General features: G+C 64.1%; 16 protein-coding genes and 2 pseudogenes. 14 read left to right on the top strand and 4 right to left on the bottom strand.

The window, feature by feature from the left end; all coding sequences use genetic code 11:
• Positions 1–178 precede the first annotated feature (178 nt).
• The 6 genes from ABDJ38_RS06295 (at position 179) to ABDJ38_RS06270 (ending at position 8,886) form a co-directional block, all read left to right on the top strand.
• The gene (locus ABDJ38_RS06295) at positions 179–2,968 is read left to right on the top strand and encodes a TonB-dependent receptor (RefSeq protein ID WP_346784227.1); all 2,790 of its coding nucleotides are present in this window, start codon (positions 179–181) and stop codon (positions 2,966–2,968) included.
• Positions 2,969–3,044: 76 nt separating this feature from the next.
• Complete coding sequence (locus ABDJ38_RS06290) at positions 3,045–3,683, top strand: sulfotransferase family 2 domain-containing protein (protein ID WP_346784226.1); 639 nt, start codon at positions 3,045–3,047, stop codon at positions 3,681–3,683.
• Complete coding sequence (locus tag ABDJ38_RS06285; protein ID WP_346784225.1) at positions 3,680–4,297, top strand: aspartyl/asparaginyl beta-hydroxylase domain-containing protein; 618 nt, start codon at positions 3,680–3,682, stop codon at positions 4,295–4,297. Before ABDJ38_RS06290 ends, ABDJ38_RS06285 begins: the two co-directional genes overlap by 4 nt.
• A complete protein-coding gene (locus tag ABDJ38_RS06280; RefSeq protein ID WP_346784224.1) occupies positions 4,294–6,201 on the top strand; it encodes a sulfotransferase in 1,908 nt (635 codons plus the stop codon). Before ABDJ38_RS06285 ends, ABDJ38_RS06280 begins: the two co-directional genes overlap by 4 nt.
• A gap of 3 nt (positions 6,202–6,204) precedes the next feature.
• Entirely contained in the window at positions 6,205–7,137 is a 933-nt protein-coding gene (locus ABDJ38_RS06275) for an aspartyl/asparaginyl beta-hydroxylase domain-containing protein (RefSeq protein WP_346784223.1), read from the top strand.
• Between the two features lie 75 nt (positions 7,138–7,212).
• Complete coding sequence (locus ABDJ38_RS06270) at positions 7,213–8,886, top strand: alkaline phosphatase family protein (protein WP_346784222.1); 1,674 nt, start codon at positions 7,213–7,215, stop codon at positions 8,884–8,886.
• A 24-nt stretch (positions 8,887–8,910) separates the two neighbouring features.
• Here ABDJ38_RS06270 and ABDJ38_RS06265 read toward each other — a convergent pair whose 3' ends face one another.
• Positions 8,911–9,240, bottom strand: a complete 330-nt coding sequence (locus ABDJ38_RS06265; RefSeq protein WP_346784221.1) for a gamma carbonic anhydrase family protein — start codon at positions 9,238–9,240, stop codon at positions 8,911–8,913.
• Positions 9,241–9,261: 21 nt separating this feature from the next.
• On the opposite strand from ABDJ38_RS06265, the pseudogene ABDJ38_RS06260 reads away from it, so the two are divergent.
• The 7 genes and pseudogenes from ABDJ38_RS06260 to ABDJ38_RS06235 form a co-directional block, all read left to right on the top strand.
• Positions 9,262–9,618: pseudogene (locus ABDJ38_RS06260) on the top strand (MFS transporter); the annotation flags it as partial.
• A 62-nt stretch (positions 9,619–9,680) separates the two neighbouring features.
• Positions 9,681–9,980: an MFS transporter gene (locus ABDJ38_RS06255; RefSeq protein ID WP_346784769.1), complete on the top strand. Its 300-nt coding sequence runs from the start codon at positions 9,681–9,683 to the stop codon at positions 9,978–9,980.
• Positions 9,977–10,213 (top strand): annotated as a pseudogene (locus ABDJ38_RS16945) (SDR family NAD(P)-dependent oxidoreductase); the annotation flags it as partial. The gene ABDJ38_RS06255 and the pseudogene ABDJ38_RS16945, both read left to right, overlap by 4 nt.
• A gap of 104 nt (positions 10,214–10,317) precedes the next feature.
• Positions 10,318–10,473, top strand: a complete 156-nt coding sequence (locus ABDJ38_RS06250) for an SDR family oxidoreductase (RefSeq protein ID WP_346784220.1) — start codon at positions 10,318–10,320, stop codon at positions 10,471–10,473.
• An 11-nt stretch (positions 10,474–10,484) separates the two neighbouring features.
• Entirely contained in the window at positions 10,485–11,027 is a 543-nt protein-coding gene (locus ABDJ38_RS06245) for a hypothetical protein (RefSeq protein ID WP_346784219.1), read from the top strand.
• Positions 11,027–12,484, top strand: a complete 1,458-nt coding sequence (locus ABDJ38_RS06240) for an NAD-dependent succinate-semialdehyde dehydrogenase (protein ID WP_346784218.1) — start codon at positions 11,027–11,029, stop codon at positions 12,482–12,484. Before ABDJ38_RS06245 ends, ABDJ38_RS06240 begins: the two co-directional genes overlap by 1 nt.
• Before the next feature lie 192 nt (positions 12,485–12,676).
• Entirely contained in the window at positions 12,677–13,921 is a 1,245-nt protein-coding gene (locus ABDJ38_RS06235) for an MFS transporter (RefSeq protein ID WP_346784217.1), read from the top strand.
• Positions 13,922–14,021: 100 nt separating this feature from the next.
• Here the strand turns inward: ABDJ38_RS06235 and ABDJ38_RS06230 are convergent, their stop codons facing one another.
• The 3 genes from ABDJ38_RS06230 to ABDJ38_RS06220 all read right to left on the bottom strand — a co-directional run bounded on the left by ABDJ38_RS06230 (position 14,022) and on the right by ABDJ38_RS06220 (position 20,521).
• Positions 14,022–16,406, bottom strand: coding sequence for a TonB-dependent receptor (locus tag ABDJ38_RS06230; RefSeq protein WP_346784216.1), 2,385 nt, complete (start codon positions 16,404–16,406; stop codon positions 14,022–14,024).
• Between the two features lie 414 nt (positions 16,407–16,820).
• Positions 16,821–17,732 (bottom strand): hypothetical protein, encoded by a 912-nt coding sequence (locus ABDJ38_RS06225; protein WP_346784215.1) that lies wholly within the window; start codon positions 17,730–17,732, stop codon positions 16,821–16,823.
• A complete protein-coding gene (locus ABDJ38_RS06220) occupies positions 17,732–20,521 on the bottom strand; it encodes a TonB-dependent receptor (RefSeq protein ID WP_346784214.1) in 2,790 nt (929 codons plus the stop codon). Before ABDJ38_RS06220 ends, ABDJ38_RS06225 begins: the two co-directional genes overlap by 1 nt.
• Before the next feature lie 168 nt (positions 20,522–20,689).
• Between ABDJ38_RS06220 and ABDJ38_RS06215 the strand changes: the two genes are divergently transcribed.
• Positions 20,690–22,348 (top strand): alkaline phosphatase D family protein, encoded by a 1,659-nt coding sequence (locus ABDJ38_RS06215; protein WP_346784213.1) that lies wholly within the window; start codon positions 20,690–20,692, stop codon positions 22,346–22,348.
• Positions 22,349–22,389 lie beyond the last annotated feature (41 nt).

Raw genomic sequence — 22,389 nt, 5'->3', positions numbered from 1 at the left:
GGGCGCACAATCGATTCAACCGCGCGATTTCCCGCGGCCACCGCTGCGGCCAATTCGCCGCACCTGCACAAAATAGCTGCAACGCAGCATCAGACCGTCATCCTGTCACGCAACTGTTATCTAGCCCCGCTACTCGCGCATCTGGTTCAGACCAGTTTACCAACAAGAGGGGTTTCTCATGACCGGTTGCAATGCCTCTCGGGCCACCCGCCCGAGCTTCCGAAAAGTCCTGTTCACCACCGCATCGGCCATGGCTCTGCTGTGCCCGGCTGCGGCTTTTGCGCAGGATAGCGCCGCCAGCGACGATGACGCCATCGTCGTCACCGGCTTCCGCCAGTCGCTGTCCGAGGCGCTCGATGCCAAGCGCGATTCGGATATCCGAATCGACGTGATCGTGGCCGAAGACATGGCCAAGTTCCCCGATCTCAACCTTGCTGAATCGCTGCAACGCCTCCCCGGCGTGCAGATCAACCGCGAGGCCGGCGAAGGCCGCCGCATCTCGCTGCGCGGCCTCGGCCCGGATTTCGCACGCGTCCAGCTCAACGGTATGGAAGTGCTCGGCAACGTCGACTCGGCGCAGGATAGCCGCGGCCAGCGTTCGCGCGACCGCGCCTTCGATTTCAACATCTTCGCTTCCGAACTGTTCAGCCGGGTCGAGGTCGAAAAGACCTTTCAGGCCGCGCAGAAAGAAGGCGGTATGGCCGGCACCGTGGGCCTCTTCACCGCCAAACCGTTCGACTACAACGATGGGATCAACGGCGCGATCTCTCTCAACCTTGGCACCAACACCTACACAGAAGATGCCCAACCGCGCGTCGCCGCCCTGCTGAGCCAGAACTGGGATGACGCTTTCGGCATCGCCGTTTCGGTTGCCTGGAGCAAGCGCAACACCACCGAGCAGGGTCACAACACTTACAACTACACCACGGTGAACGGCGAACAAATGCAGGCGCTGGTCGACAAGGGCGTCGATCTGTCGAATCTCTCGGCCTCGCAACAGGCCGACCTGCTCAACCCGGACAACACCTTTTACTTTGCAGACGGTAACCGCCTGTCCTCGTGGAATGCCGAGCAGGAACGCCTCGGCATCACCGCCGCGGTGCAGTGGCAACCGAGCGACGACGTGCTGTTCACCATCGACGCGCTCCATGGCCGGTTCACCACCGATCGTAGCGAGCTGCACCTCGCCACCCGCCCGCTCAATTCGCGCGGCTCAATCATTGTCGGTGGCGTTGCCGACCCAATCTGGCCCGCGAACTTCCAGACTGGCTCGGTCGTGAACGACATTGCCTGGGACGAGTTCGGCTACGTCACCTATGCCGATGTCACCGGCGTCGGCTTCGGCACCGAGCACCGCCGCTCGCACAACGAGAACCGCTTCTGGCAGGTCGCGCTGACCAACGAATGGAACGTCACCGACACGCTCACCTTCGACGGCCACGTCGGCTGGGAAAAGTCGACCTACGACACGCCCTATGACGACAAGTTCTACATCCGCGCGCGCGGCAACATGATCGCCGACTATGGACCCGATGGCCGCTCGGCCACGTTCAGCTATGCCGGCTGGGATTCCACCGACCCCAGCAGCTACGCGCTCGACAACTTCTACTATCGCGGTTTCAACAACGAGAGCGAGCTCCTCGAAGGCGAAGCGAATCTCGCCTGGGAAGCGAGCCCCGTGTGGACGATCCGTCTTGGCGGTGCCTACCACTCGTTCCGCCAGCAGGGCATCGACCTGTTCTACGACGCCAACGTCAACGGCACGACCGACAAGATGCGCGGCGATCCGGTGACCGGCGTGAGCGATGTATTCAGCAACGAGTTCGGCTCGTGGCTGATTGGCGACTATGCCGAGGCCTTCGACCGCTACGACGAATATCACCGCTTCGAGCCGAACACCGACGGCACCGGCGGCGCGCTGCAGGATATCGAGAACGTCTACGAGACGACCGAAGACACGATCTCGGGCTACCTGCAGGCCGATTGGGACACTGAAGTCGGCGGCATGCGCCTGCGCGGCAACGTGGGCCTGCGCGGTTACAGCACCGACACCAAGAGCGTGGGCTGGATCCAGGGCGACAGCTATGCCTATCTGGGCACCTCCGAGGTCGAGGGCAGCTATTCAGGTGTTCTGCCCGCGATGAACGCCGTGCTCGAAGTGACCGACGACGTGCTGCTGCGCTTCGCCGCCACCAAGAACCTCAACCGTCCGAGCCTCGGCTCGATGGCAGCCGAAGGCACCGCCTTCCTGAACGAGGACAGCGGCGAGATCACCGTGCGTCGGGGCAACCCGAACCTGAAGCCCTACACCGACACCACCTTCGACTTTGCCGTGGAATACTACTTCGGCGACGTAGGCCTGCTGTCGGCGGGCGTGTTCCACAAGATCATCACCAACTTCATCGGTAGTGATCTGCTCGAAAACATTCCGTTCAGCGAAACCGGCGTGCCCTTCTCCACCATTCCGGGCGCCACGGCCGATACGATCGTCACGGAGTTCACGATGCCCGTGAACATCGAGGGCGATCGCTCGCTGACCGGGATCGAACTGGCCGCACAGTCGCAGCTGTCGTTCCTGCCGGCTCCGCTCGACGGCTTCGGGGTCATCGCCAACTTCACCTACATCGACGCCGATGAAGAGCTGACCGGCTTCTCCGACACCGGCGCCAACGGCACGATCTACTACGAAACCGATCGCTGGGGCCTGCGCGGCTCGATGAGCTATCGCAGCCGCTGGTACACCGGCAAGAACGACACGGTGATGAGTGCAAGCACACGCGGCTTCGAGGGATCTACCTACTTCGATGCCTCGGCCTTCTTCAACGTGACCGATCGCCTGCAGATCAACGTCAATGCCATCAATCTGACCAATGAGAAGGATACGCAGTTCTGGGGCCAGAACCGCTACCTCTACAACCAGAACCAGAGCGGCACGACCATTCTGGGCGGCGTGAACTACAAGTTCTGATCGCATCTGGATGACCGGCGGAGCGCGGCCTTGCCCCTTGCGGCAGGGCCGCGCTCACCCCGTTTGAATGCCACCGATGATTATTTCGCACCGCCACCGCTTCATCTTCGCCGCCGTGCCGAAAACCGGCACCCATGCGGTGCGCCGCGCGCTGCGCGAGCATATAGGCGAGGAGGACTGCGAACAGGTGGGCCTGTTCGTGGAGCGAAGGTTTCCCTGGCCCGAGCTGGCGGCGGTCGGCCATGGCCACTTCGCCTTGCGGCAGGTGCGCCCGTTTGTCGGAGAAGAGGCCTTCGCAGGCTATGTGAAATTCGCCTTTGTGCGCAATCCGTTTGACCGATTTGTCTCCTACTGCGCCTTCATGCTGCGGCAGACGGACCTCTTTCAGAAAAATCCCCGCGAGGCGATGTACCGCTTCGCCCTTGCCCATCCGAACCCTGACCACATCCTGTTCCGCCCGCAGGCGAGCCTGCTTGTGGATGACGACGGACAAAGCCTGCTCGCAGACGAGATCGGCCGGGTGGAAGATATGCAGGGCTCCTACGACGCGATCTGCGCGCGGATCGGGATTGCCTCACAGGCGCTCGAGCGCGTGAATGCGAGCAAGCACGGCGACTATCGCCGCTATTACGATCAGCGCCTCGCCGAGGCCGTCGCGCGCCGCTATGCCGCCGATCTCGCGCTGTTCGGCTATACCTTCGACGGTCTGCGATGAGCGTGCCCGCCGCCAATCCGCGCAAGACTTCGGGCGTGCGCATGCTCGGCCCGGTCGATGTGACGCGGCTGGTGCAGGCCGTGCGGCAGGTGCCCGAGGCGGCATGGGCGGCCGAAAACGCGGCCAAGCCCAACCGCTTCGAGGCGCTCGACGCGACGCAGCACATCGTGTTCCGCTTCGTCGATTCTGGGCGCGACTGGCGTTTCTCGCACGATCGGCCGGCATGGGGCTACTGGCGCGGGGTGCTTGCCCCGGTGCTGGCCGCGGCGGTGGCGCCCTATGGCTATGCGCGCGGGGTGTTTCCGCGGGTGATGCTGGCGCGGATGCCGGCAGGAGGCGTGATCCAGCCGCATGTCGATGCGCTTGTTGCCGCCAAGTGGCCGCACAAGATCCACGTTCCCTTGCTGACCAATCCGCAGGTTGTGTCGCATTTCGGCGGGGCGGAGCATCGCTTTGCGGTGGGTGAGGCGGTGGAGGTGAACAACCTCGCCCCGCACTGGGTCCGCAACGAGGGCGCGAGCGAGCGGGTTCACCTGATCTTCGAATATTACGATGCCGACCAGCCCGAACCGGACTGGCTCGCAGGGTTCCTCGCCAGCGGAGCCAACCGATGAGCGCCGCTCGCGACAATATACTGCGCGCGGCCTTAGGCCTGCGCAAGGAGAGTCGCTGCGGCGAAGCGCTGCGCCTGCTGGAGCGGATCGCACAGGCGCACCCGCAGTTCAGCCGCCTCTATCAGGAGCGCGCGCTTTGCCTCCTTCGCCTCGGCGACGGACAGGGCGCCATCGCCGCGCTTCACGAGGCCTTACGCCTCAACCCGGCGCTCCCCGCCTGCTGGGATATGCTGGCGCAATTGCTCCACCGCACAGGTGACCAAGGCGGCGCAGCGCAGGCACGCCAACGCGCCGAGAAGCTGGCGCAATTGCCGCGCGAGATCGTCATGGCCAACGCGCTCCATGCCGATGGCGACCATGCCCCTGCCGCCGCAATCCTGCGCGACTACCTGGCACGCGACGAGGGCAATCTCGGCGCCGCACACCTGCTCGCGCGCGTACTGATGGAAGGCGGCCAGGACGACGCCGAGGCCGAGCGCATCCTGCGCGCGCTCGTCTCGCGCGATGGTGCTTTCCTCGAAGCGCGGTTCGACCTGTCGGTGTTGCTGCTGCGACGGCAGGACCCCGAGGAGGCCCGCCTCCACGCCGAAGTCCTGCTGCGCCACCAGCCGACCAATCGCAACTGGCGCAAGCAATATGCCGCCGCCTCGGTCGCTCTGGGCGATCACGATGCGGTGATCGACCTCTATGCCGAGCTTCTCGCCGAAGTGCCCGCCGAGGGGGCGGAGCCTGCCGAACTTCACCTGTTTCGCGGCAATGCCCTCAAGACAGTCGGCAGGCTGGACGAAGCCGTGGCCGCCTACCGCGCCGCGCTGGCGGCAAGGCCCGGCTATGCAGTCGCCTGGTTCAGCCTCGCCAACCTCAAGACAGTCCGCTTCACGCCCGGCGATATCGCACAGATGGAGCAGCTACACGGCGCGCAAGACACCACCGACATGGACCGCGTCTACCTCGACTTCGCACTCGCCAAGGCCGCAGAGGACGCGCGCGACTTCGCCCGCGCATGGCGCCACTTCGAACGCGGCAATGACCTGCGCCGCCGCGCCAGCAGCTATTGCCCCCGCACCGCGCAGGAACGCGCCGCCGCCATCGCCAAGGCGCAAGGCCCGGCCCTGTTCGCCAAGCGCCAAGGCTGGGGCCACCGCGACCGCGCACCGATCTTCGTAGTCGGACTGCCACGCTCGGGCTCAACGCTCGTCGAGCAGATCCTCGCCTCGCATCCCGCAGTGGAAGGCACGCACGAGCTGACCACTCTCGGTCGCATCGCCGCCGAACTCTTTGGGCAAGACCCCGCCTGCGGCCTGCCGGGAGCACCCGAAGCACTGGCCACCATCACCCGCGCGCAGGCCACGCAGCTGGGCGAACGCTACATGGCCGAAACGCGCGTCCACCGCCGGCTAGGGCGCCCCTTCTTCATCGACAAGATGCCCAACAACTTCTGGCACGTGGGCCTCATCCACACGATCCTGCCGCACGCCACGATCATCGACGTGCGGCGCGAACCGCTCTCCTGTGCACTTGCCAACCTGCGTCAGCTGTTCGGCACCTCCAATCAGGAATTCACCTATGGCGTCGACCATATCGCGGGCCATATCCGCGCCTATCTCGCCATGATGGAACACTGGGACGCAGCGTTGCCGGGACGCGTGCTGCGCATCCATTACGAAGACCTCGTAACCAACCTTGAAGGCGAAGTGAGCCGCCTGCTCGCCCATTGCGATCTTCCGTTCGACCCGGCCTGCCTCGCCTTCCACCGCACCGAGCGCAGCGTGCGCACCCCTTCTGCCGAGCAGGTGCGCCAGCCGCTCAACCGCGCCGGAATCGAGCGGGTGGACGACTATGCGCCCCACCTCAGCCCCTTGCGTGCCGCGCTCGGCGATGCCCTCACCAGCACCGGGAGCTGAGCGATGCGGCTTGATGAGCGCTTCTACCAGCTGCCGATCCTGTTCGACGCGGATCGCCTGCAGAAGGAGGTTGCCGCTCTGCCACCGGAAGCATGGGCACCCCACCCCGACCATGTGGCGGGCAATTCCGCCGCCCGCCTCATAACAGCCCACGGCGCGGAGAACGACGGCGTCTATGGCCAGATGCTCCCCACACGCTGGCTGGCTCAGATGCCCTATGCGCGGCAGGTTCTGGCGAGCTTCGGCGTGGTATGGAGCCGCTCGCGGCTGATGCGGCTCGCGCCCGGCGCGGAGGTGCCCGAACATGCCGACATCAACTATCACTGGCACACCCGCGTGCGCCTGCATGTGCCCGTCATCACCCGCGAGGAAGTGCGCTTCCACTGCGACGGCGAGAGCGTCCACATGGGCGCAGGCGAAGCGTGGATCTTCGACAACTGGCGCCGCCACCATGTCGAGAACCCCTCCCCCGCCGAGCGTATCCACCTCGTCGCTGACACCACCGGCACTTCGGCCTTCTGGAATTTCGCCTGTTCACCGCCGCCGCCGCGCGAGCAATGGCGCAAGCTGGCCTTTCGCCCCAAGGCCAATCCCAAATTGCTTACCGAGACAAACCTGCGCCCCGCGATCATGCCGCCTGCCGAGGTGCAATGGCTGGTCGATGACTGGATCGGTGAACTGGCCCCCTCCTCGCCCGAAGCCACACCGCAGATCGCTGCCCTAGCCGGCCACATGCGCGACTTCGTGCGCGACTGGCGTCAGCTTTGCGCCATGCACGGCGATAATCCACGCGCCCGCCCCGCCTTCACCGGCATGGCCGAAGCCTGCACGCAAGGGGCCAGGCCTCTCGCACTTGGCCTGGTGATGCGAACCAACGGAGCGGACGCGATGCTGGTGCTGCACAAGCGTGTGTTGCAACACCTCGTGGCCGAATAGAGGCCGCTTCGTCCCCAAAATGTAAAAAACGGGCGTTATTTGGTCTATACCAATTTGCCAGACAGGAAGTCGATCATGCCCTCCCCGCGCCTGAACCTCGCTGCCAAGCTCCTTGGAGCCGTCGCCGCTGTCGGTCTTGCCGGCCCGGCCTTGGCCCAGAACGGCGCAGCACAGCCGCCGGTGCGTCATGTCATTTTCGTGGGCGTCGACGGGATGAGCCCGGACGGCATCAACAATGCCGATACACCGGTGATGGACCAAATGATCGCCGAGGGCGGCTCTACCATGCATGCCCGCTCGGTACTGCCGACCTCCAGTTCGCCGAACTGGGCCTCGATGCTCACCGGTGTCGACCCATCACAGCATGGTGTAACCAGCAATGACTGGCGTGTGGGCGACTTCACCATCCCCGCCTCGGTTACCGGCTCTGGCAACTTCTTCCCCTCGATCTTCCAGATCCTGCACGACCAGCACCCGGAATGGGAGGTCGGCTCGATCTACGATTGGGATGGCTTCGGCAATCTTTACGATCATCGCTTCGTCGATCTCGATGTCGATGCCGACGGCCATGCCGAAACCGCCGCCCACGCCGCCGACTATATCCGCACCAAGCGGCCGCAGTTCCTGTTCGTACACCTCGATCAGGCTGACCACGCAGGCCACGCCGACGGTCACGGCACCCCCGAGTATTATGCTGCCGTCGAAAGCGCCGATGCCGAAATCGGGCTGATCCGGCAGGCGATCGAACAGGCAGGTATCGCCGAGGAGACGGTCATCATCGTCAGCTCCGACCATGGCGGCGTTGGCAAGGGCCATGGAGGGGAATCGCTCGCTGAACTGGAAATCCCGTGGATCGCGGCCGGGGCCGGTGTCGCGCGCGGGCGCGAGCTTGAAATGCCGATCAGCACCTATGATCTGCCCGCAACCGTCGCCTGGCTGCTCGGCATAGAGCGGCCCTATGCCTGGATCGGCCGACCGGTCCGCGCCGCGCTCGCCAGCGAGGAGCTGCCCAAGCAGACCTACAAGGTGAGCAGCTTCTACGCTCCGCCGGTCATTTCGCCGCTTGCTCAGGGCAACGATCCGGCGGGCGGCTTGTTTGTAGAGGACCGGGCCGAACTCACCATCGCCAACCCCAATCCACTTGGCGAGGTGCGCTACACGCTCGACGGCACGAACCCCACTGCCACATCGCCGCTCTATCAGGGGCCTGTGGCAATCACGCAAAGTACCATAGTGCGAAGCGCGCTCTACATCGACGGTACGCAGGCGAGCATGCCGACCACCGGCTATTTCCGCGTGCTCGAACCTTCCGACGAGCCGCGCGGACTCAGCTGGAACGCGTATCTTCTGCCCGAAGACCCGGTACGCCTGCCTGTGTTCGACGAGCTCGAACCCGTGGCTAGCGGTGTGACACACGAAGTCTCGCTTTCGGAACTCGACCTGCCACGCGATAACGCCATTGCTGTCACTTTCGACGGGTTCATCGATATCCCCGCCACCGGCACCTACGATTTTTATCTCGCCTCCGACGATGGCAGCAAGCTCTATATCGACGGGAAAACGGTGGTCGATAACGACGGGGATCACGGCGTCATCATGAAGGCGGGCAGCGCCCAGCTCGAAGCCGGCCGCCATGCTTTCCGGGCCGAGTGGTTCAACGGCGGCGGCGGTGCCTGGGTGGGCGCGTGGTTCCAGGGGCCGGGGATCGTCCGCCAGTTCCTCGATCCAAACCTGCTCTCGCCGCGCTAAGCAAAGCGCTGGACTCAAGCACCGTCATGGCTCGCCATCGCGATGGTGCGCGGTCTGCGAGGCCATCCCGGCAATTTCCTGCTCGCTCAGAGCTCTGGTTTGGAGGGCTGGCCTGCCGGTCCATAGCTCTCCTGCGGGCACGGCCTTTCCGGGCGGCAGAAGGGCACCTGCGGCCAGGATCGCCTGCGAACCGATAGCGCAGCCGTCCATAACGATTGCGCCCATCCCCACGAAGCCACGGTCGGCCACCGTGCATCCGTGCAACAAGGCCATGTGCCCGATCAGGGCGTCCTCCCCGATCTGCGTCGGCAGCACGGCACGGTGGGCACAGCTGGGCGAGATGATCAGCCCCAAGCATCGCGGTAAGTCTCTGGGGTGGTACAGACGGGCGCTCCGATCGGTTCGGCCATCGCCGCGCTGCTGGCAGGGCCAGTCGCGGCGAGCTTCGATCCGGACACCGGTTGGCGAATTGCGTTCCGGGTCGGCCTGCTGCCCGCACTGCTCATCTTCTTCCGCCGCAGCTCGGACGATGCCGCAGTCTACAAGGAAGCGAAGGCGAAGCAGAAGGCGGCCAACCACACCACTTCGCTGGCCTCGATTTTCACCCCAAAGGTGCTGGGGATCACGGCGCTTGCCTCAATGCTTTCGCTCGGCGTGCAAGGGGCAGCCTATTCGGTGGCCAACTATCTCACCACCTTCATGACCGCCGAACGCGGACTCGAGCAATCGGTGGCGGGCGTCATGGTGACGATCAATTCGGCGGGCGGCTTTTTCGGCTGCTGGTGCCGATCGGCATGGTCTATGGTTTCTTCCAGTTCGGCATGTATGCCAGTTTCAGGCCCTGCTTCACCGAGCTGTTCCCCACCGAGATGCGCTGCAACGGGCAGGCCTTCGCCTACAATTCGGGCCGGGCGGGCGCGTCGCTGTTCATCCTCGCCGTGCCACTGGTGGCGCAGTTCATGTCGCTCTCGGCCGCCATGGTGACGCTTGGAATCGTCGGGATCGCGCTGGCGCTGATTCCCACGCTGATCTTGCCGGAGACGGTCGGACGCGCTCTACCTTCGCTGATGGATGAGGAAAGGCCCGGCGCATGAGCGAACCGCCTGTCATGGTCATTATCGGCGGCAGTGGCGGTATCGGTGCCGCCACGGCGCGCATGGCCGCGGCGCGCGGCTGGCATGTCGTGCTAACCTATCGCAGCGGCGAGGCAGAAGCCAAAGCGCTGGTCGAGGACATCGCGGCGGCGGGCAGTAAGGCCAGCGCCCTCGCCCTCGCCTGCGACAGCACAACCGACATCGTTGCCCTGTTCCAAGCTGCGGCCCGGACTGGCCCGCTTGGCGCGATGGTCTATGCGGCGGGCATCCTGCGCGTGAAGTCGCTGCCGAGGGCATTCGCGTCAACTGCGTATCGCCCGGCCCGGTGGCGACCGAAATGCTCTCTCCCGAACGCCAGGCCAAAGGCGCGGCGGCCGTCGCCATGGGCCGCGTCGGCACGCCCGAGGAGGTTGCCAGCGCCGTGCTCTATCCCGCTTCGCCGGAGGCCTCCTATGTCACCGCAGCCAATCTCGCGGTGGCTGGCGGAGCCTGAGCGGCTTTCCCTTGCTCAAGCGCGCCATTTGGAGGAGAACGAAAAGATCGGTCGATGTTCGCCAAGAAACGCGCCGGGGCAGGACGCCATGCAGACTTTCAGTTCCGAGACGCTACCTGCCCACGCCCGAGCAGTTCTGCGGACTCCTCCTGCGCAGCGAAATCGACTTCAACGGCGGCGCGGCGGCGAGTGAATACTACACCGAGGACGCCGAATTTCCCGCCCAGTTTGCGAGCTACATCGGAGTAGAGAAAATCCAGCAGTTCTACGACTGGAGGGCCAAACGCGGAGATCGCCTGTCGGTCCACGCCTTCACCAATTACCGCGCCCGCTACACCGAAGAGGACCGCGCAGAGGCGACCAACTTCCTGTTCCTTTATGCCAAGGACGGCGTTAAACCTCAGCCGAGCCATGTTCCGGTGACTATCTCTCTTGCCACCGATCGCTTCGTGCGACGCAATGGCAAGTGGCTTTGCACCTATCGCCGGTTCGAACACCTGTTCGAAAGCGACACCCCGGTCACCAATCCCAATCTCGATGGAGATGCCAAATAATGCCTGATACGCGCGGCCAGCTCGACGAAAGCGACCTTCTCGTCACTCGCAATCTTGTTGGCGGCAGCTGGATATCAGGCAAGGGCACGCCCATCGCTGTCGACGATCCGTTCACACTCGACCTGGTGGCCGAAGTCACCAGCGTGGGCGCAGCGGAGGCGCAGGCCGCCGTCGATGCCGCACGCGATGCCTTCCCCGCCTGGGCGGCGCGCCCGGCGGCGGAGCGCGGCGCGATCCTGCGCCGCTGGGCGGAGCTGATCGAGCGGCACGAGGACGACCTTGCCCGCCTGATCACCCGCGAAAACGGCAAGCACCTGCGCGAAGCCCATGGCGAGGTCGCCTATGGCAACGGCTTCATGCACTTCTATGCCGAGGAGGCCACGCGCGTTCTGGGCGAGATCATCCCCGCCCCCGTTTCCGGCCGCCGCCTCTATGCCCGGCCCGAAGCGCTTGGTGTCGCTGCGGCCATCACGCCGTGGAACTTCCCCCTCGCCATGCTCACGCGCAAGGCCGCTCCGGCACTGGCGGCGGGCTGCACCATGGTGGCCAAGCCCGCATCGCAGACCCCGCTCACCGCCCTCGCCTTCGCCAAGCTGGGCGAGGAAGCGGGCCTTCCGAAGGGTGTGTTCAACATCGTCACCGGGTCGGCCTCCGCGATCGGCAAGGTGCTCACGCAAAGCCCGGTGGTGCGCAAGCTCAGCTTCACCGGCTCGACCGAGATCGGCGTGATGCTGGCCGAGCAGTGCATGGGCACGATGAAGCGCATCTCGATGGAGCTGGGCGGCAATGCGCCGTTGGTTATCCTCGACGATGCCGACCTCGATACGGCGGTGGAAACCGCCATGGTCGCGAAGTTCCGCAATGGCGGACAAAGCTGCATCGCCGCCAATCGCATCTATGTGCAGCAAGGCCTGCGCGATGCCTTCCTCGATGCCTTCGCCGCCAAGGTCGACGACATGAAGGCGGGCGACGGGTTCGACGACAGCGTCGATATCGGCCCGATGATCGACGCGGCAGCGCTCGAAAAGATCGACGAACACCGCGAAGATGCGCTTTCGCGCGGCGCTGAGCTGCTTGCCGGTGGTGGCTCACCGGGCGGGCGGCTGTCTGTGCCCACGCTGCTGGCGGACGTACCGGCCGATGCCAAGCTGGCGCACGAGGAAACCTTCGGCCCGCTCGCAGGCGTTATCGCCTTCGACACCGTCGAGCAGGCAATCGCGCTCGCCAACGACACCGAGTTCGGCCTTGCCGCCTATCTGTGCTCCTCTGATCCCGCCCGGATCGACCACGTTGCGAGCAAGCTTGAAAGCGGGATGGTCGGCATCAACACCGGGCTCATCTCCACCCCCCATGCGCCATTTGGAGGGGTGAAGATGTCGGGTGTCGGCAAGGAAGGCTCGCACCACGGGATCGAGGAATATCTCAACCGCAAATACGTCTGCCACGCCGGGCTGTAGGAGCAGGACCATGCGCAAGACCGGGCAAGAACGATCCAATCCCGGCCAATGGCGGCGTCCGTCATATCGCGCGCAGCATCTTCAGCATTGATTGAGCGAGCCGTCCAGACGGTGCCCAAAGGCGCGCATCTGTGCGCGATTTCGGCCGACATAAACTAGCCTGAGCCAGCCTGCGCGCCTATGGCCGTGCGCATGTTCGCCTCGCTCCTTTCCGTGCGCGCGCTGCTGGTGGCGATCTTCATGCTGATGGCAGGCAGCGGCTTTCTCGCGACGTTAATCGCCATCCGGCTTGAGGAGGCGCGCGCCGGGGCGCTGGTGATCGGCCTTGTCGCCACGGCCTATTTCGCCGGGCTGATGCTCGGCGCATTGCGGGTGACGCCGTTAATCGCGCGGGTCGGGCATATCAGAGCCTTTGCCGCCTTCGTGTCGGTCTATTCGGCCAGCAGCCTTACCTATGCGCTGGTGGACAACTGGCCAATCTGGATCGTGCTGCGCTTCACCGATGGGTTCGTGATGAGCGGAGTCTTCGTCTGCCTCGAAAGCTGGCTCAACCGCGTGGCACAGCCCAACAACCGTAGCGCCATCCTCGCCGCCTATATGATTGCGCTCTATTCGGGGCAGGCGCTCGGGCAATTCCTGCTTAATTTGCAGGACAATGCGCCCTCGCTACCTTTCATGCTGTCGGCCATCCTGCTGTCGCTGACGATCCTGCCGGTTGTGCTCACGCGCATTGCCCAGCCGGTGATGGAGGATATCTCCCCTTTTACCTTGCGGCGCCTCTATGCTGCATCGCCGCTGGGGTTTGTCGGCGTGCTCGCCACCGGGCTAATGATGGGCGCGTTCTATGGTCTTGGTGCGGTTTTCGCGCAGCGCATCGGCTTGCCGCTGGCGCTGGTGGCGCTCTTCACCTCGAGCGTGATCGCGGGCGGGGTCGTGCTGCAATATCCGCTCGGCATCCTGTCCGACCGGTTCGACCGGCGGCGCGTGATCGTGGGCTCGATGGTGGCGACGGCCGCGATCTGCGCGGCACTGGCCTTTGCCGAGGGACGGCTGGCGGTGTTCGTGCCGGGCGCGCTGTTCGGCGGGTTCGCCTTTGCGCTCTATCCGCTGTGCGTGGCCCACGCCAACGATCATCTGGACGAAAGCCAGCGGATCGGCGCGAGCAGCGGGCTGGTGCTGGTCTATTCGGCAGGCGCCGTTGTCGGCCCGCTGATGGGCTCGCTCGCCATGGGGCTGCTGGGGCCGGCCGGACTGTTCGCGGCGATCGGTGCAGTCTCCCTGCTGGCTGCGCTGTTCGGCCTGTGGCGCAGCGCGATTGCCTCGCCCGTGCCAGCCGAAGACCAGCAACCCTTCGTCGGCCTGCCACGCACCGGCCCTGCGGCTGCAGTGCTTGAAAGCGAGACGAGCGACGGCACCGAGCAAGACCTGCAAGGCTAGCTCCCGACGCGGTGCCGTTCGGCCCCAAGCCATCTCCGGATAAGAAAAGGGCCGGACCAGCAGATGCGCTGGCCCGGCCCGTTTTTGATCAGCCAGTCGATCAGAAGTTGCGACGCAGGGTCACTGACCATTCGCGCGGACGGCCCGGATTGCCGGTCACCACACCGAAGCTGCCCACGTTCTCGGACTTTCCGGTGTAGTAGAACTTGTCAAAGATATTGGACACCGCGCCACTCAGCGACCAGTTCCCATCGGCACTTTCGAAGGTAATCCGCCCGTTCACGAGGCTGTAACCGTCGATCAGGTTAAAGTCGTTATTGATCGAATTGTAGAAGAAGTCCGAACGATAGCTCCAGTCCACTCGCGGCGTAAGCAGCGCACCGCCGGGCAATTCGACACGGTACTGCGCACCGGCCGAAAGCTGCCACTTGCTGATGAACGGCGCGATCATATCGAGCGTCACCAGTGTCGCCGGGTTCTTGATCTCGGTGTAGTCGAAATCGAGATAGCCGAGCGATCCGTCAATGGTGAAATTGTCGACCGGCTCAAGGAAGGTTTCCAACTCGAAGCCCAGCACCTCGGCATCGCCCGCGTTCGACGGCACCGAGCACGAGTTCACCACGCTATCCGGGCACTGATAGCGCACCAACTGGATATCGGTGTATTCGTTGAGGAACACCGCACCGTTGAGGCGCACGCGCCCGTCAACCAGCTGTGACTTGAAGCCTGCCTCGTAAGTGGTGAGCTTTTCCGGCCCGAAGCTCAGCACCTGATCGGGCGCCGAGGGACGCGGGTTGATGCCGCCGCCCTTGAAGCCGGTCGAGACCTGCGCATAGAGCATCAGGTCGTCAATCGGCGTAACGTTGAAGCCGATGCGATAGTCGACATTGTCACCCTTGAACGTGCCGCTTTCGCCGTTGAGGCCGGCGAGCAGAAAGTTCGGGGTAAAGAAAGCCCCGCTCGGTTCGCTGCCATCGACGTTCACGCGCGTGTAGTTGTAGACCTTCTTGTCATCGGTGTAGCGCAGCCCGCCGATGAGGTTGATCGCATCGGTCACATGCACTTCGACATGACCGAAGGCGGACACCGAGCGGTTGGTCACCAGATCGTCGGAAAGGAAGTCGAACAGCAGCGTGCCGATCTGGTTGCGCCCGGTGAGAATGTCGTTGGCGTCATAGTAGAAACCACCCACGGTTGCATCGACCATGCCATCGGCGAACTGGCCCGAAAGGCGCAGCTCCTGCGTGAACTGTTCGTGGCTGTAGTTGAACTGCTGCAACAGAATCGCGAGCGGTGAACCATCGACGTCGATGCCGCTGGTGCCCTCGGCCTTGCGATAGCCAGTGATCGAGGTCAGCACGAGGTTGTCGGCAAGGTCGATATCGACATGGCCCGACACCCCCCAGCTTTCGACCGAGCCCTGCGGATCGACCGAGAAGGTGCCCGGCTGGACCTGAGTGGTGAGGCCGGCGAACGGAGTCGTATAGTTGCCGCCGTTCGAATAAGTCGCGTAGGTGGTGTAGCTGTCGGGCGCGGTGATGAAGCGCTCATCGAACGGGATACCGGCCGAAGCATCGCCCTCGACATAGCTACGCACATTCGGATTGTCGGCGTAAAGCAGCTTTGCCGGAGCAATCTCCGACTTGTCGTTGGCATAGTCGGCACGCAGCGTCACTTCGAACGGCGCATCGATCGGCGCATAGCGCAGCGCCAGCCGCACCGCTTGCAGATCGCGGCCACCTTCGGTGCCGAGTACGCAATCGGCATCGCTATCGCCCGTTGCCGGGATACCCTCGCCGGGGTTTACGCAGCCATAATCGAGCCGCTTCATATAGCCGTCGGATGACTTGGAAACCACCGAAACGCGCGCGAACAGCTCTTCGGTCAGCGCAAAATTGGCGCTGGCGCGCAGGTCGAGCCGGTCATAGCTGCCATAGGTCGCCTCGACGAATCCGCCTCCGGTGCCATCTGGCTTCGAGGTGTAGAGCTTCACCGCACCGCCAACGGAGTTCTTGCCCGCCAGCGTTCCTTGCGGCCCGCGCAGGACTTCGACGCGCTCAAGATCGGTGAGGTCCATGACCGCGCCGAAGGTGGTGCCGTAGTATATATCATCGATATAGATGCCAACGCCCGGCTCAAGCGCAAAGCTGGCATCGGACTGACCCACGCCGCGGATGAAGGCGGCAATCGAATTGCCCTGAAGACCGGTCGCCGGTTCGAGCGCAACGTTGGGCGCAAAGTCGCCAAGATCGGCCACGTTGGTCTGGCCGCGTGATTCGAGCATCTCGCCGGTCATCGCCGTGATAGCGATTGGCGTATCCTGCACATTCTGCTCACGAAACTGGGCGGTGACGACAATGGTGTTGTTGGCCTGGCGCTCCGCCGAAGCATCGGCGTCCTGCGCGTGGGCAGGCAAGGCGGCACACAGGGCCAGCATCGATGCGCCGGCAAAGGTGACGTTGATTCCAGTCATAGATTTCAGCAAGCTAGCTTCTCCCTTCATGCATTCGTCCGCCAGGCGGACGAACTCATAACGGAGCACGAAACGGCTTCCCCGCCGTCGGCTCCAAATCGATGATCATTTTGTTGAAGAGGTGCCTGCCCGGCAGGTACACAAGGCGGTCCCCCGCGCGAACTGACGGCCTACGCCTACGCGCAAGACTCATGCAGCTTGCCGGAAAACCAGGCTGTAGCGATGGGGAAACACACCCACGGCTTCTCTATCCTCTCCTCGAAGCGGAGGCTCCTGACGAGACCTCTCGCTTCCTAACGATCGTTACAAAACGGCTACTGTAACGCCCGTTAGTTTTATTCTTTGCGAGATGCAATTGCCATTCGCACCCATGCGAGCTTGCCGCACGGCGGGGCGGGCGAGAACGGCCGGAGAGGTTCGCTGGGGCTAGCGCGGCAGGGCGATGCGCCGCACCAGCCCCTTGTCGCGATCCACCGCAAGGATCGTCGGCTGGGCATCGGCAGCGAAGGCGAAGGCCTGGCCTTCGATCTCCAGCGATATCGTCGCTACGTGCACCAGATAAGGCCCAGCCACGGGCGCCTCCAGCACGTACATCTCAGGCCGATCATGCCCGGTGACATAGAGCCTGCCGTCCGGCCCGAGGGCGCCGCCCGAAGCGGCATAAGGGGCCATACGTTCCACCAGCGCGGGCGGGAACAGCCAGCCACCGGTGCGCCGCCACTGTTTGTCGAATGTGACGACCGAGGAATAGCGGTGGTCCTTATAGTCCACCCCGCGATTATCGTAGTGCGCGAAGGCCGCCAGATAGCCCTCGCCCAGTGGCACGAACCAGGTGAGCGAGCCTTCCTCCATCATGCCAAGGCTATGACTGTCGCGATGCTCCATCGTCTCGGCGTCGAAAACCTCGACCGACGAGCCCATGGGCGCGTGCGGATAGTTCGAATTGGCGCACCACAGCAGGCCCTGATCGGCATAGCAGCTATTGAGATGGCCGATCCTGCCGGTCTGGTCTTCCCATTTTGCGACCAGCGAGCCGTCAGCCAGTGCATATTTGGCGATGACCGAGTTATCGATCGCGTAGAAATAGCGCTCGTCCACCGCCACGCCCTGATCGGCTTCCGGTGCCTGCCAGACCTGCACCGTTTCCGCCTCGAGCTGGCACGGTTCGCCACCATGCGGCGCGGTTTCGACCGTTAACGCGGGGGCGGGCAACGGATCGGAGCTTGTCGCCCCGGCGCTGGTGCCAAACAGGGCGAGACAGGCGAGGCCGAATCCCGCACACAAAGTGCGGCGACCGGCCCTGCCCAGCCCGATCTCGTCTGTGTGCTTCAGCGCCATCAGAAGCTCGCGCTGAAGCCGAAGTCGACGTTCACGCCATAGGCCTCGCGCGCGATGATGCGGTCGGAAACCGACTGATATTCAACCAGCGGCTCCTTGCCGATGTTCGACACCGAGCCGAACAACTCGATCCCCTCCATGACGCGATAGGCGATGCGCGCATCGAGCACGGTGCGGGCGCCGGTGTAGGCATCACTGTCCCGCGTCGAGCCGACGCCGGTGAGGTAGTCATCGCGGTAGTTGAGCGCGACGCGCGCCTCAATCGGGCCCTTCTCGTAAAACAGCGCGCCGCCCGCGATCCATTTCGACTGGCGGAAGAACGGCAGCTTGTCCGCCCTGCCCGGCACGGTCACTTCGCTGTCCACGAAGGTGACATTGGCCGAGACCCCGAGCCCATCCAGCGGCCCCGGCAGGAAAGTCAGGCGACGCACCACATTGGCCTCCACCCCGAACAGCTCACCCGCATCGGCGTTCTGCGGCTGCGACAGGCTGAGAAGGTCGACCCCGGCAAAGCTCGTATCGAGGATGCGCTGGCGATAGATCGGGTTGTCGATGCGCTTATAAAACATTGCCAGCGAGAACACGCTTTCGACGTCGGGATAGTATTCGGCCGAAAGGTCGAGACCCATCGAGGTATAGGGCTGCAGGTTCGGGTTGCCCGCCTCGCCGTCGCCGTCCTCTTCCTCGAAGGTCGGCACGACATCCGAATAGTTGGGCCGGCCGATGGTGTTGGTCCAAGCCGCACGCAGCGCCACTTCAGGCGACGGGCGGTAGTTCATCACCACACTCGGCAGCACATGGGTGTAACTCTTCTTGAAGCTGAGGGGGGCGATGTCCGACAGTTCGATATCGCCATTGCCGTCGGTGTCACGAATGGCGAAGGCATCGTAGCGACCTTCGGTCACTTCAACGCGTACGCCGCCGACCACGGTCAGATAACCCAGTTCAAGGCTGGCCATCGCATAGCCGGCATAGATCTGCTCGTTGATGTGATAGTCCGAGGCGCGGTCGTTGAAGCCGGTCCGCTCCTCGTCCAGCTCCAGAAGGCCCGGATTCTGGGTGTAGAAATAGTCGAGCACGCCCTGGTAATCCATCGCCGGGCCAAAACGGTAATCCCCGTCATAGTAGCCCTCGATTTCCGGCAGCACGCCGCCGGTGTCGCCGAAGGTCACGTCCTGCGTCGGCTCCCACTGCTCCTGATAGTTGTCGCGATCCTTGGTGCGGTCGATGAACTTCACGCCCGTTTTCAGGAAACTGTCGCTGGCATTGGAGAAATTGTAGGTCAGGTCGGCCTTGGCTGCATGCAGGTCTTCGTCGATGGTTTCGCGGCGCAGCCTGATCCGGCGCAGCGGATAGGCTTCGGGATCGAACAGGCCCTCGTCGATCGAGGTGAAAGTGGGCAGGCCCTCGCCCACCCGAATGGTCGAGACATTGCTGCTGCCGGTGCGGAACTCGATGTCGTCGCGAACCGGGGTGTGTTCCTCGGCGTGGGCGAAGGTGTAGTTGAGGTCCAGCTCGATGTTGCCGAAGGTCAGCTCTGCGCCGGGCGAGATGTTGAACAGCTTCTGCGTCTGGTTGTTCTGGCGGAACTCGCGCGACGCGCGGCCTCGGTCGTAGGTCACTTCATTGGCTGACGGGAACGCCGCGTCGCCGCGATACATGTCGTAGTCGAACTGGTCGCGGCCTTCGTGGTCCGTGAACTCATTGTAGATGTTGCGCAGGTAGAAGTGCGCATTGTCGCTCGGCTGCCAGTCGAGGTTGAGGATCGCTCCGATCCGCTCGCGCATGATCGAGTAGTCGTAATAGCGCATGCCGGTGGGAGCCCAGAAGCCGTCGTCGACCTCTTCCCAGCTCCGCGGATCGACCAGCTCGGTGTCGATGAAGCGCTTGGAGTAGCTCACCCCGGCGACCACCCCGAAGGTGCCCTCGGCATCCAGAACCTGTCCGTGCATGGCGCTGGCGCCGAAGCCCAGCTTGTCGGCAACCTCGTTGTAAATGCCTCGACCCGAGACATAGGTGAACGGGCCGGACTGATCGAAGGCTGTGGGGGTCACGATGTTGATCGAACCGCCGATGGCATTGGCGTCGTAGTCGGGCGTGACGGTCTTCACGACCTCGATGGCACCGACCAAATCCGAGGGAATAGTGTCGAGCGCCACACGGCGGCCTTCGGCCTCGGGAATGCCGACCACATTGCCATCGATCATCACCTGATTGAGGTTCGGATCGACACCGCGAATGACAACATAGCGCGGCTCGCTCTGGTCGATCTCGACCGAGATGCCCGGCAGGCGCTGCAGGGCTTCGGCGGTGTTGTAGTCGGGCAGCTTGCCGATGCCGTCGGACGACACGATGTCCGACACCACCGACAGCGAACGCTTGCGCTCGATCGAGAGCAGGCGCGAAGTGCGCGCGCCGGTCACCACGATCTCGTCGCCCGCTGCCGCGCCAAGCAGGGCGATGCTGGCATCGGCGGTGATGGCGCCAGTCTCTGGCACCTGCACTTGCAACTGGACCGGCTCGTAACCGGGCTGCGAAATGCGCAGCGTGTAGCGGCCGGCGTTGAGGCCGAGCATCGAATAGCGGCCATCCTCATCGGTCGAGACCGACTGGCCGGTCTCCACTACCATCACCCGCGCGCCGCGCACCGGGCGGTCTAGCGAGCTGCTGACCACGGTGCCGCCAAGGTCACCGGCCATCGCTGCGCCGGGAATGCAGGCGCAGGCAAGCAGGGTGGCGCGGGCAATGCGAAGGGCGCGGCCCGGACGGGCGCTGCGGGAAAGCCTCATGTCTACTACTCCGTGGAAATCTTTTTGTGCGAACCGTGTGTTCCGGAGCGCCCGCTAGGCGGCCTTCGTGACGAGCGAATTACCCTTTTGTTTATCTTTTCTTACGTCGCCGCCCTGCCTCCCACCTGCGGCAACCAAAGTGTCATGCGAGGCTGTTAGGCGCCCCGCATGAACACGCCTTTCCCCCTGCCGTCCATTCAGGGAATCTCACGCCGCTCGCTGCTGCGCGCCTCGGCCCTGGGGCCAGCGCTGCTGGTGCCTCACGGTTTGCAAGCCGCCGAGGCCTCGGGCTTCACCCATTCGGTAGCTAGCGGCGATCCGGAACAGCGCAGCGTCACCTTGTGGACGCGCTATGTCGCGCCGCACCGGGAAGCGACCTGGCTCACGGTGGAGATCGCGGCCGACGAAAACTTCGCCCAGATCGTCGGGCGCGAAGCGGTGCTGTCGACGCCGGATGCAGACTACTGCTGCCACGCCCGGCCCGACGATCTCGCACCGGGCCGCTGGTATTTTTACCGCTTCCTCGCTCCCAACGGCGATATGTCGCCGGTCGGCCGCACCCGCACCCTTCCAACCGGCAATCTCGATGAGTTTAAAATCGCGGTGTTCTCTTGCTCGAACGCCACCTCTGGCTGGTTCAACGCCTATGCCCATGCAGCCGAACGCGACGATCTCGACCTGCTGATCCATCTGGGCGACTACATCTACGAATCGCGCCTAACCCGGTCCGACGCGGTGGAAGGCATGGCCGAAGCACGCGGGATCGAACCGCCGCACGAGACGGTGAGCCTGCAAGACTACCGCCAGCGCTACGCCAGCTATCGCCAGGACCGCGCCTTGCAGGAACTGCATCGGCGTTATCCGATCATCGTGATGTGGGACGATCACGAAACGGTGAACAACAGCTGGATCGACGGCGCCGACAACCACGATGAGGCGACTGAAGGGCCGTGGCGCACGCGGATGGCTGCGGGCGTCCAGGCCTTCCACGAATGGCTGCCCATGCGGCCGAGCCCCTATACGCGCTATGATATCGGCGATCTTGCCACGCTGTTCCGCCTTGAAACCCGGCTGGTGGGCCGTTCGCAGCAGCTCAGGCTGCATGAATGGATGAAGCAGCACGGCGGCTCGTTCGACGAGGCCGCCATCGCTTTCCGCGATGGGCCACTGGCGGATCAAAGCCGCTCGATGCTCGGTGCCGAGCAGGAGCAATGGTTGGCCAATGGGCTCGCCGCTTCGGTGGCGGAGGGCAAGCCGTGGCAGATCGTGGCGCAACAGGTCATCATGGGACAGATGATGACGCCGCAGGACTATTCCTCGTGGTTCACCGCAGACAATGCACCCGATGCCGACGATCTGGCTGAAATGGCCTTCGGCGCGCGCCTTGCGCAACACCAAATTCCTTCCAGCATGGACAAGTGGGACGGCTATCCCGCTGCGCGCGCGCGCCTTTATGATGCCGCAGAGGCCGCCGGTGCCGACATGGTGGTGCTCGCGGGCGACAGCCACAATGCCTGGGCCTTCGAGCTGGACCACGAGGGGCGCCCCGTTGGCGTCGAATTCGCCGTGCCGGGCGTGTCATCGCTCGGGATCGACAAGCGGGTGCGTGGTGACCCGTCAGACATCGCCGCCAGTTTCGTTGCCGCCTGCGACGAGCTTGCCTGGTGCGACACCAGTCAGCGCGGCTACATGGTGCTGGACGTAACTCCCGATCGCGTCGTCAACGAATGGCTGTTCGTGCCCGCGCGCTTCGAGCGGTCGCGCGAGGTGGCTGGAACCCATCGGCTGGCCGTAGCGCGAGGCACGCACCGGCTCTCCCCTGCCTGAGAGCGGGGACGGCGCCAGCCAGCCTGTTGCAGATAGGCCAG

This window comes from Aurantiacibacter flavus (genome assembly GCF_039710615.1).
Classification (GTDB): Bacteria; Pseudomonadota; Alphaproteobacteria; order Sphingomonadales; family Sphingomonadaceae; genus Alteraurantiacibacter; species Alteraurantiacibacter flavus.
This window is presented reverse-complemented; position numbering and strand designations above follow the sequence as displayed.

Excerpts from the sequence above, each read along its gene's own strand:
- ABDJ38_RS06220 (WP_346784214.1), bottom strand. The coding sequence starts at position 20,521 with ATGAGGCTTTCCCGCAGCGCCCGTCCGGGCCGCGCCCTTCGCATTGCC.
- ABDJ38_RS06250 (WP_346784220.1), top strand. The coding sequence starts at position 10,318 with ATGCTCTCTCCCGAACGCCAGGCCAAAGGCGCGGCGGCCGTCGCCATG.
- ABDJ38_RS06275 (WP_346784223.1), top strand. The coding sequence starts at position 6,205 with ATGCGGCTTGATGAGCGCTTCTACCAGCTGCCGATCCTGTTCGACGCG.
- ABDJ38_RS06290 (WP_346784226.1), top strand. The coding sequence starts at position 3,045 with ATGATTATTTCGCACCGCCACCGCTTCATCTTCGCCGCCGTGCCGAAA.
- ABDJ38_RS06280 (WP_346784224.1), top strand. The coding sequence starts at position 4,294 with ATGAGCGCCGCTCGCGACAATATACTGCGCGCGGCCTTAGGCCTGCGC.
- ABDJ38_RS06255 (WP_346784769.1), top strand. The coding sequence starts at position 9,681 with ATGGTCTATGGTTTCTTCCAGTTCGGCATGTATGCCAGTTTCAGGCCC.
- ABDJ38_RS06295 (WP_346784227.1), top strand. The coding sequence starts at position 179 with ATGACCGGTTGCAATGCCTCTCGGGCCACCCGCCCGAGCTTCCGAAAA.
- ABDJ38_RS06235 (WP_346784217.1), top strand. The coding sequence starts at position 12,677 with ATGTTCGCCTCGCTCCTTTCCGTGCGCGCGCTGCTGGTGGCGATCTTC.
- ABDJ38_RS06215 (WP_346784213.1), top strand. The coding sequence starts at position 20,690 with ATGAACACGCCTTTCCCCCTGCCGTCCATTCAGGGAATCTCACGCCGC.
- ABDJ38_RS06240 (WP_346784218.1), top strand. The coding sequence starts at position 11,027 with ATGCCTGATACGCGCGGCCAGCTCGACGAAAGCGACCTTCTCGTCACT.
- ABDJ38_RS06285 (WP_346784225.1), top strand. The coding sequence starts at position 3,680 with ATGAGCGTGCCCGCCGCCAATCCGCGCAAGACTTCGGGCGTGCGCATG.
- ABDJ38_RS06270 (WP_346784222.1), top strand. The coding sequence starts at position 7,213 with ATGCCCTCCCCGCGCCTGAACCTCGCTGCCAAGCTCCTTGGAGCCGTC.
- ABDJ38_RS06225 (WP_346784215.1), bottom strand. The coding sequence starts at position 17,732 with ATGGCGCTGAAGCACACAGACGAGATCGGGCTGGGCAGGGCCGGTCGC.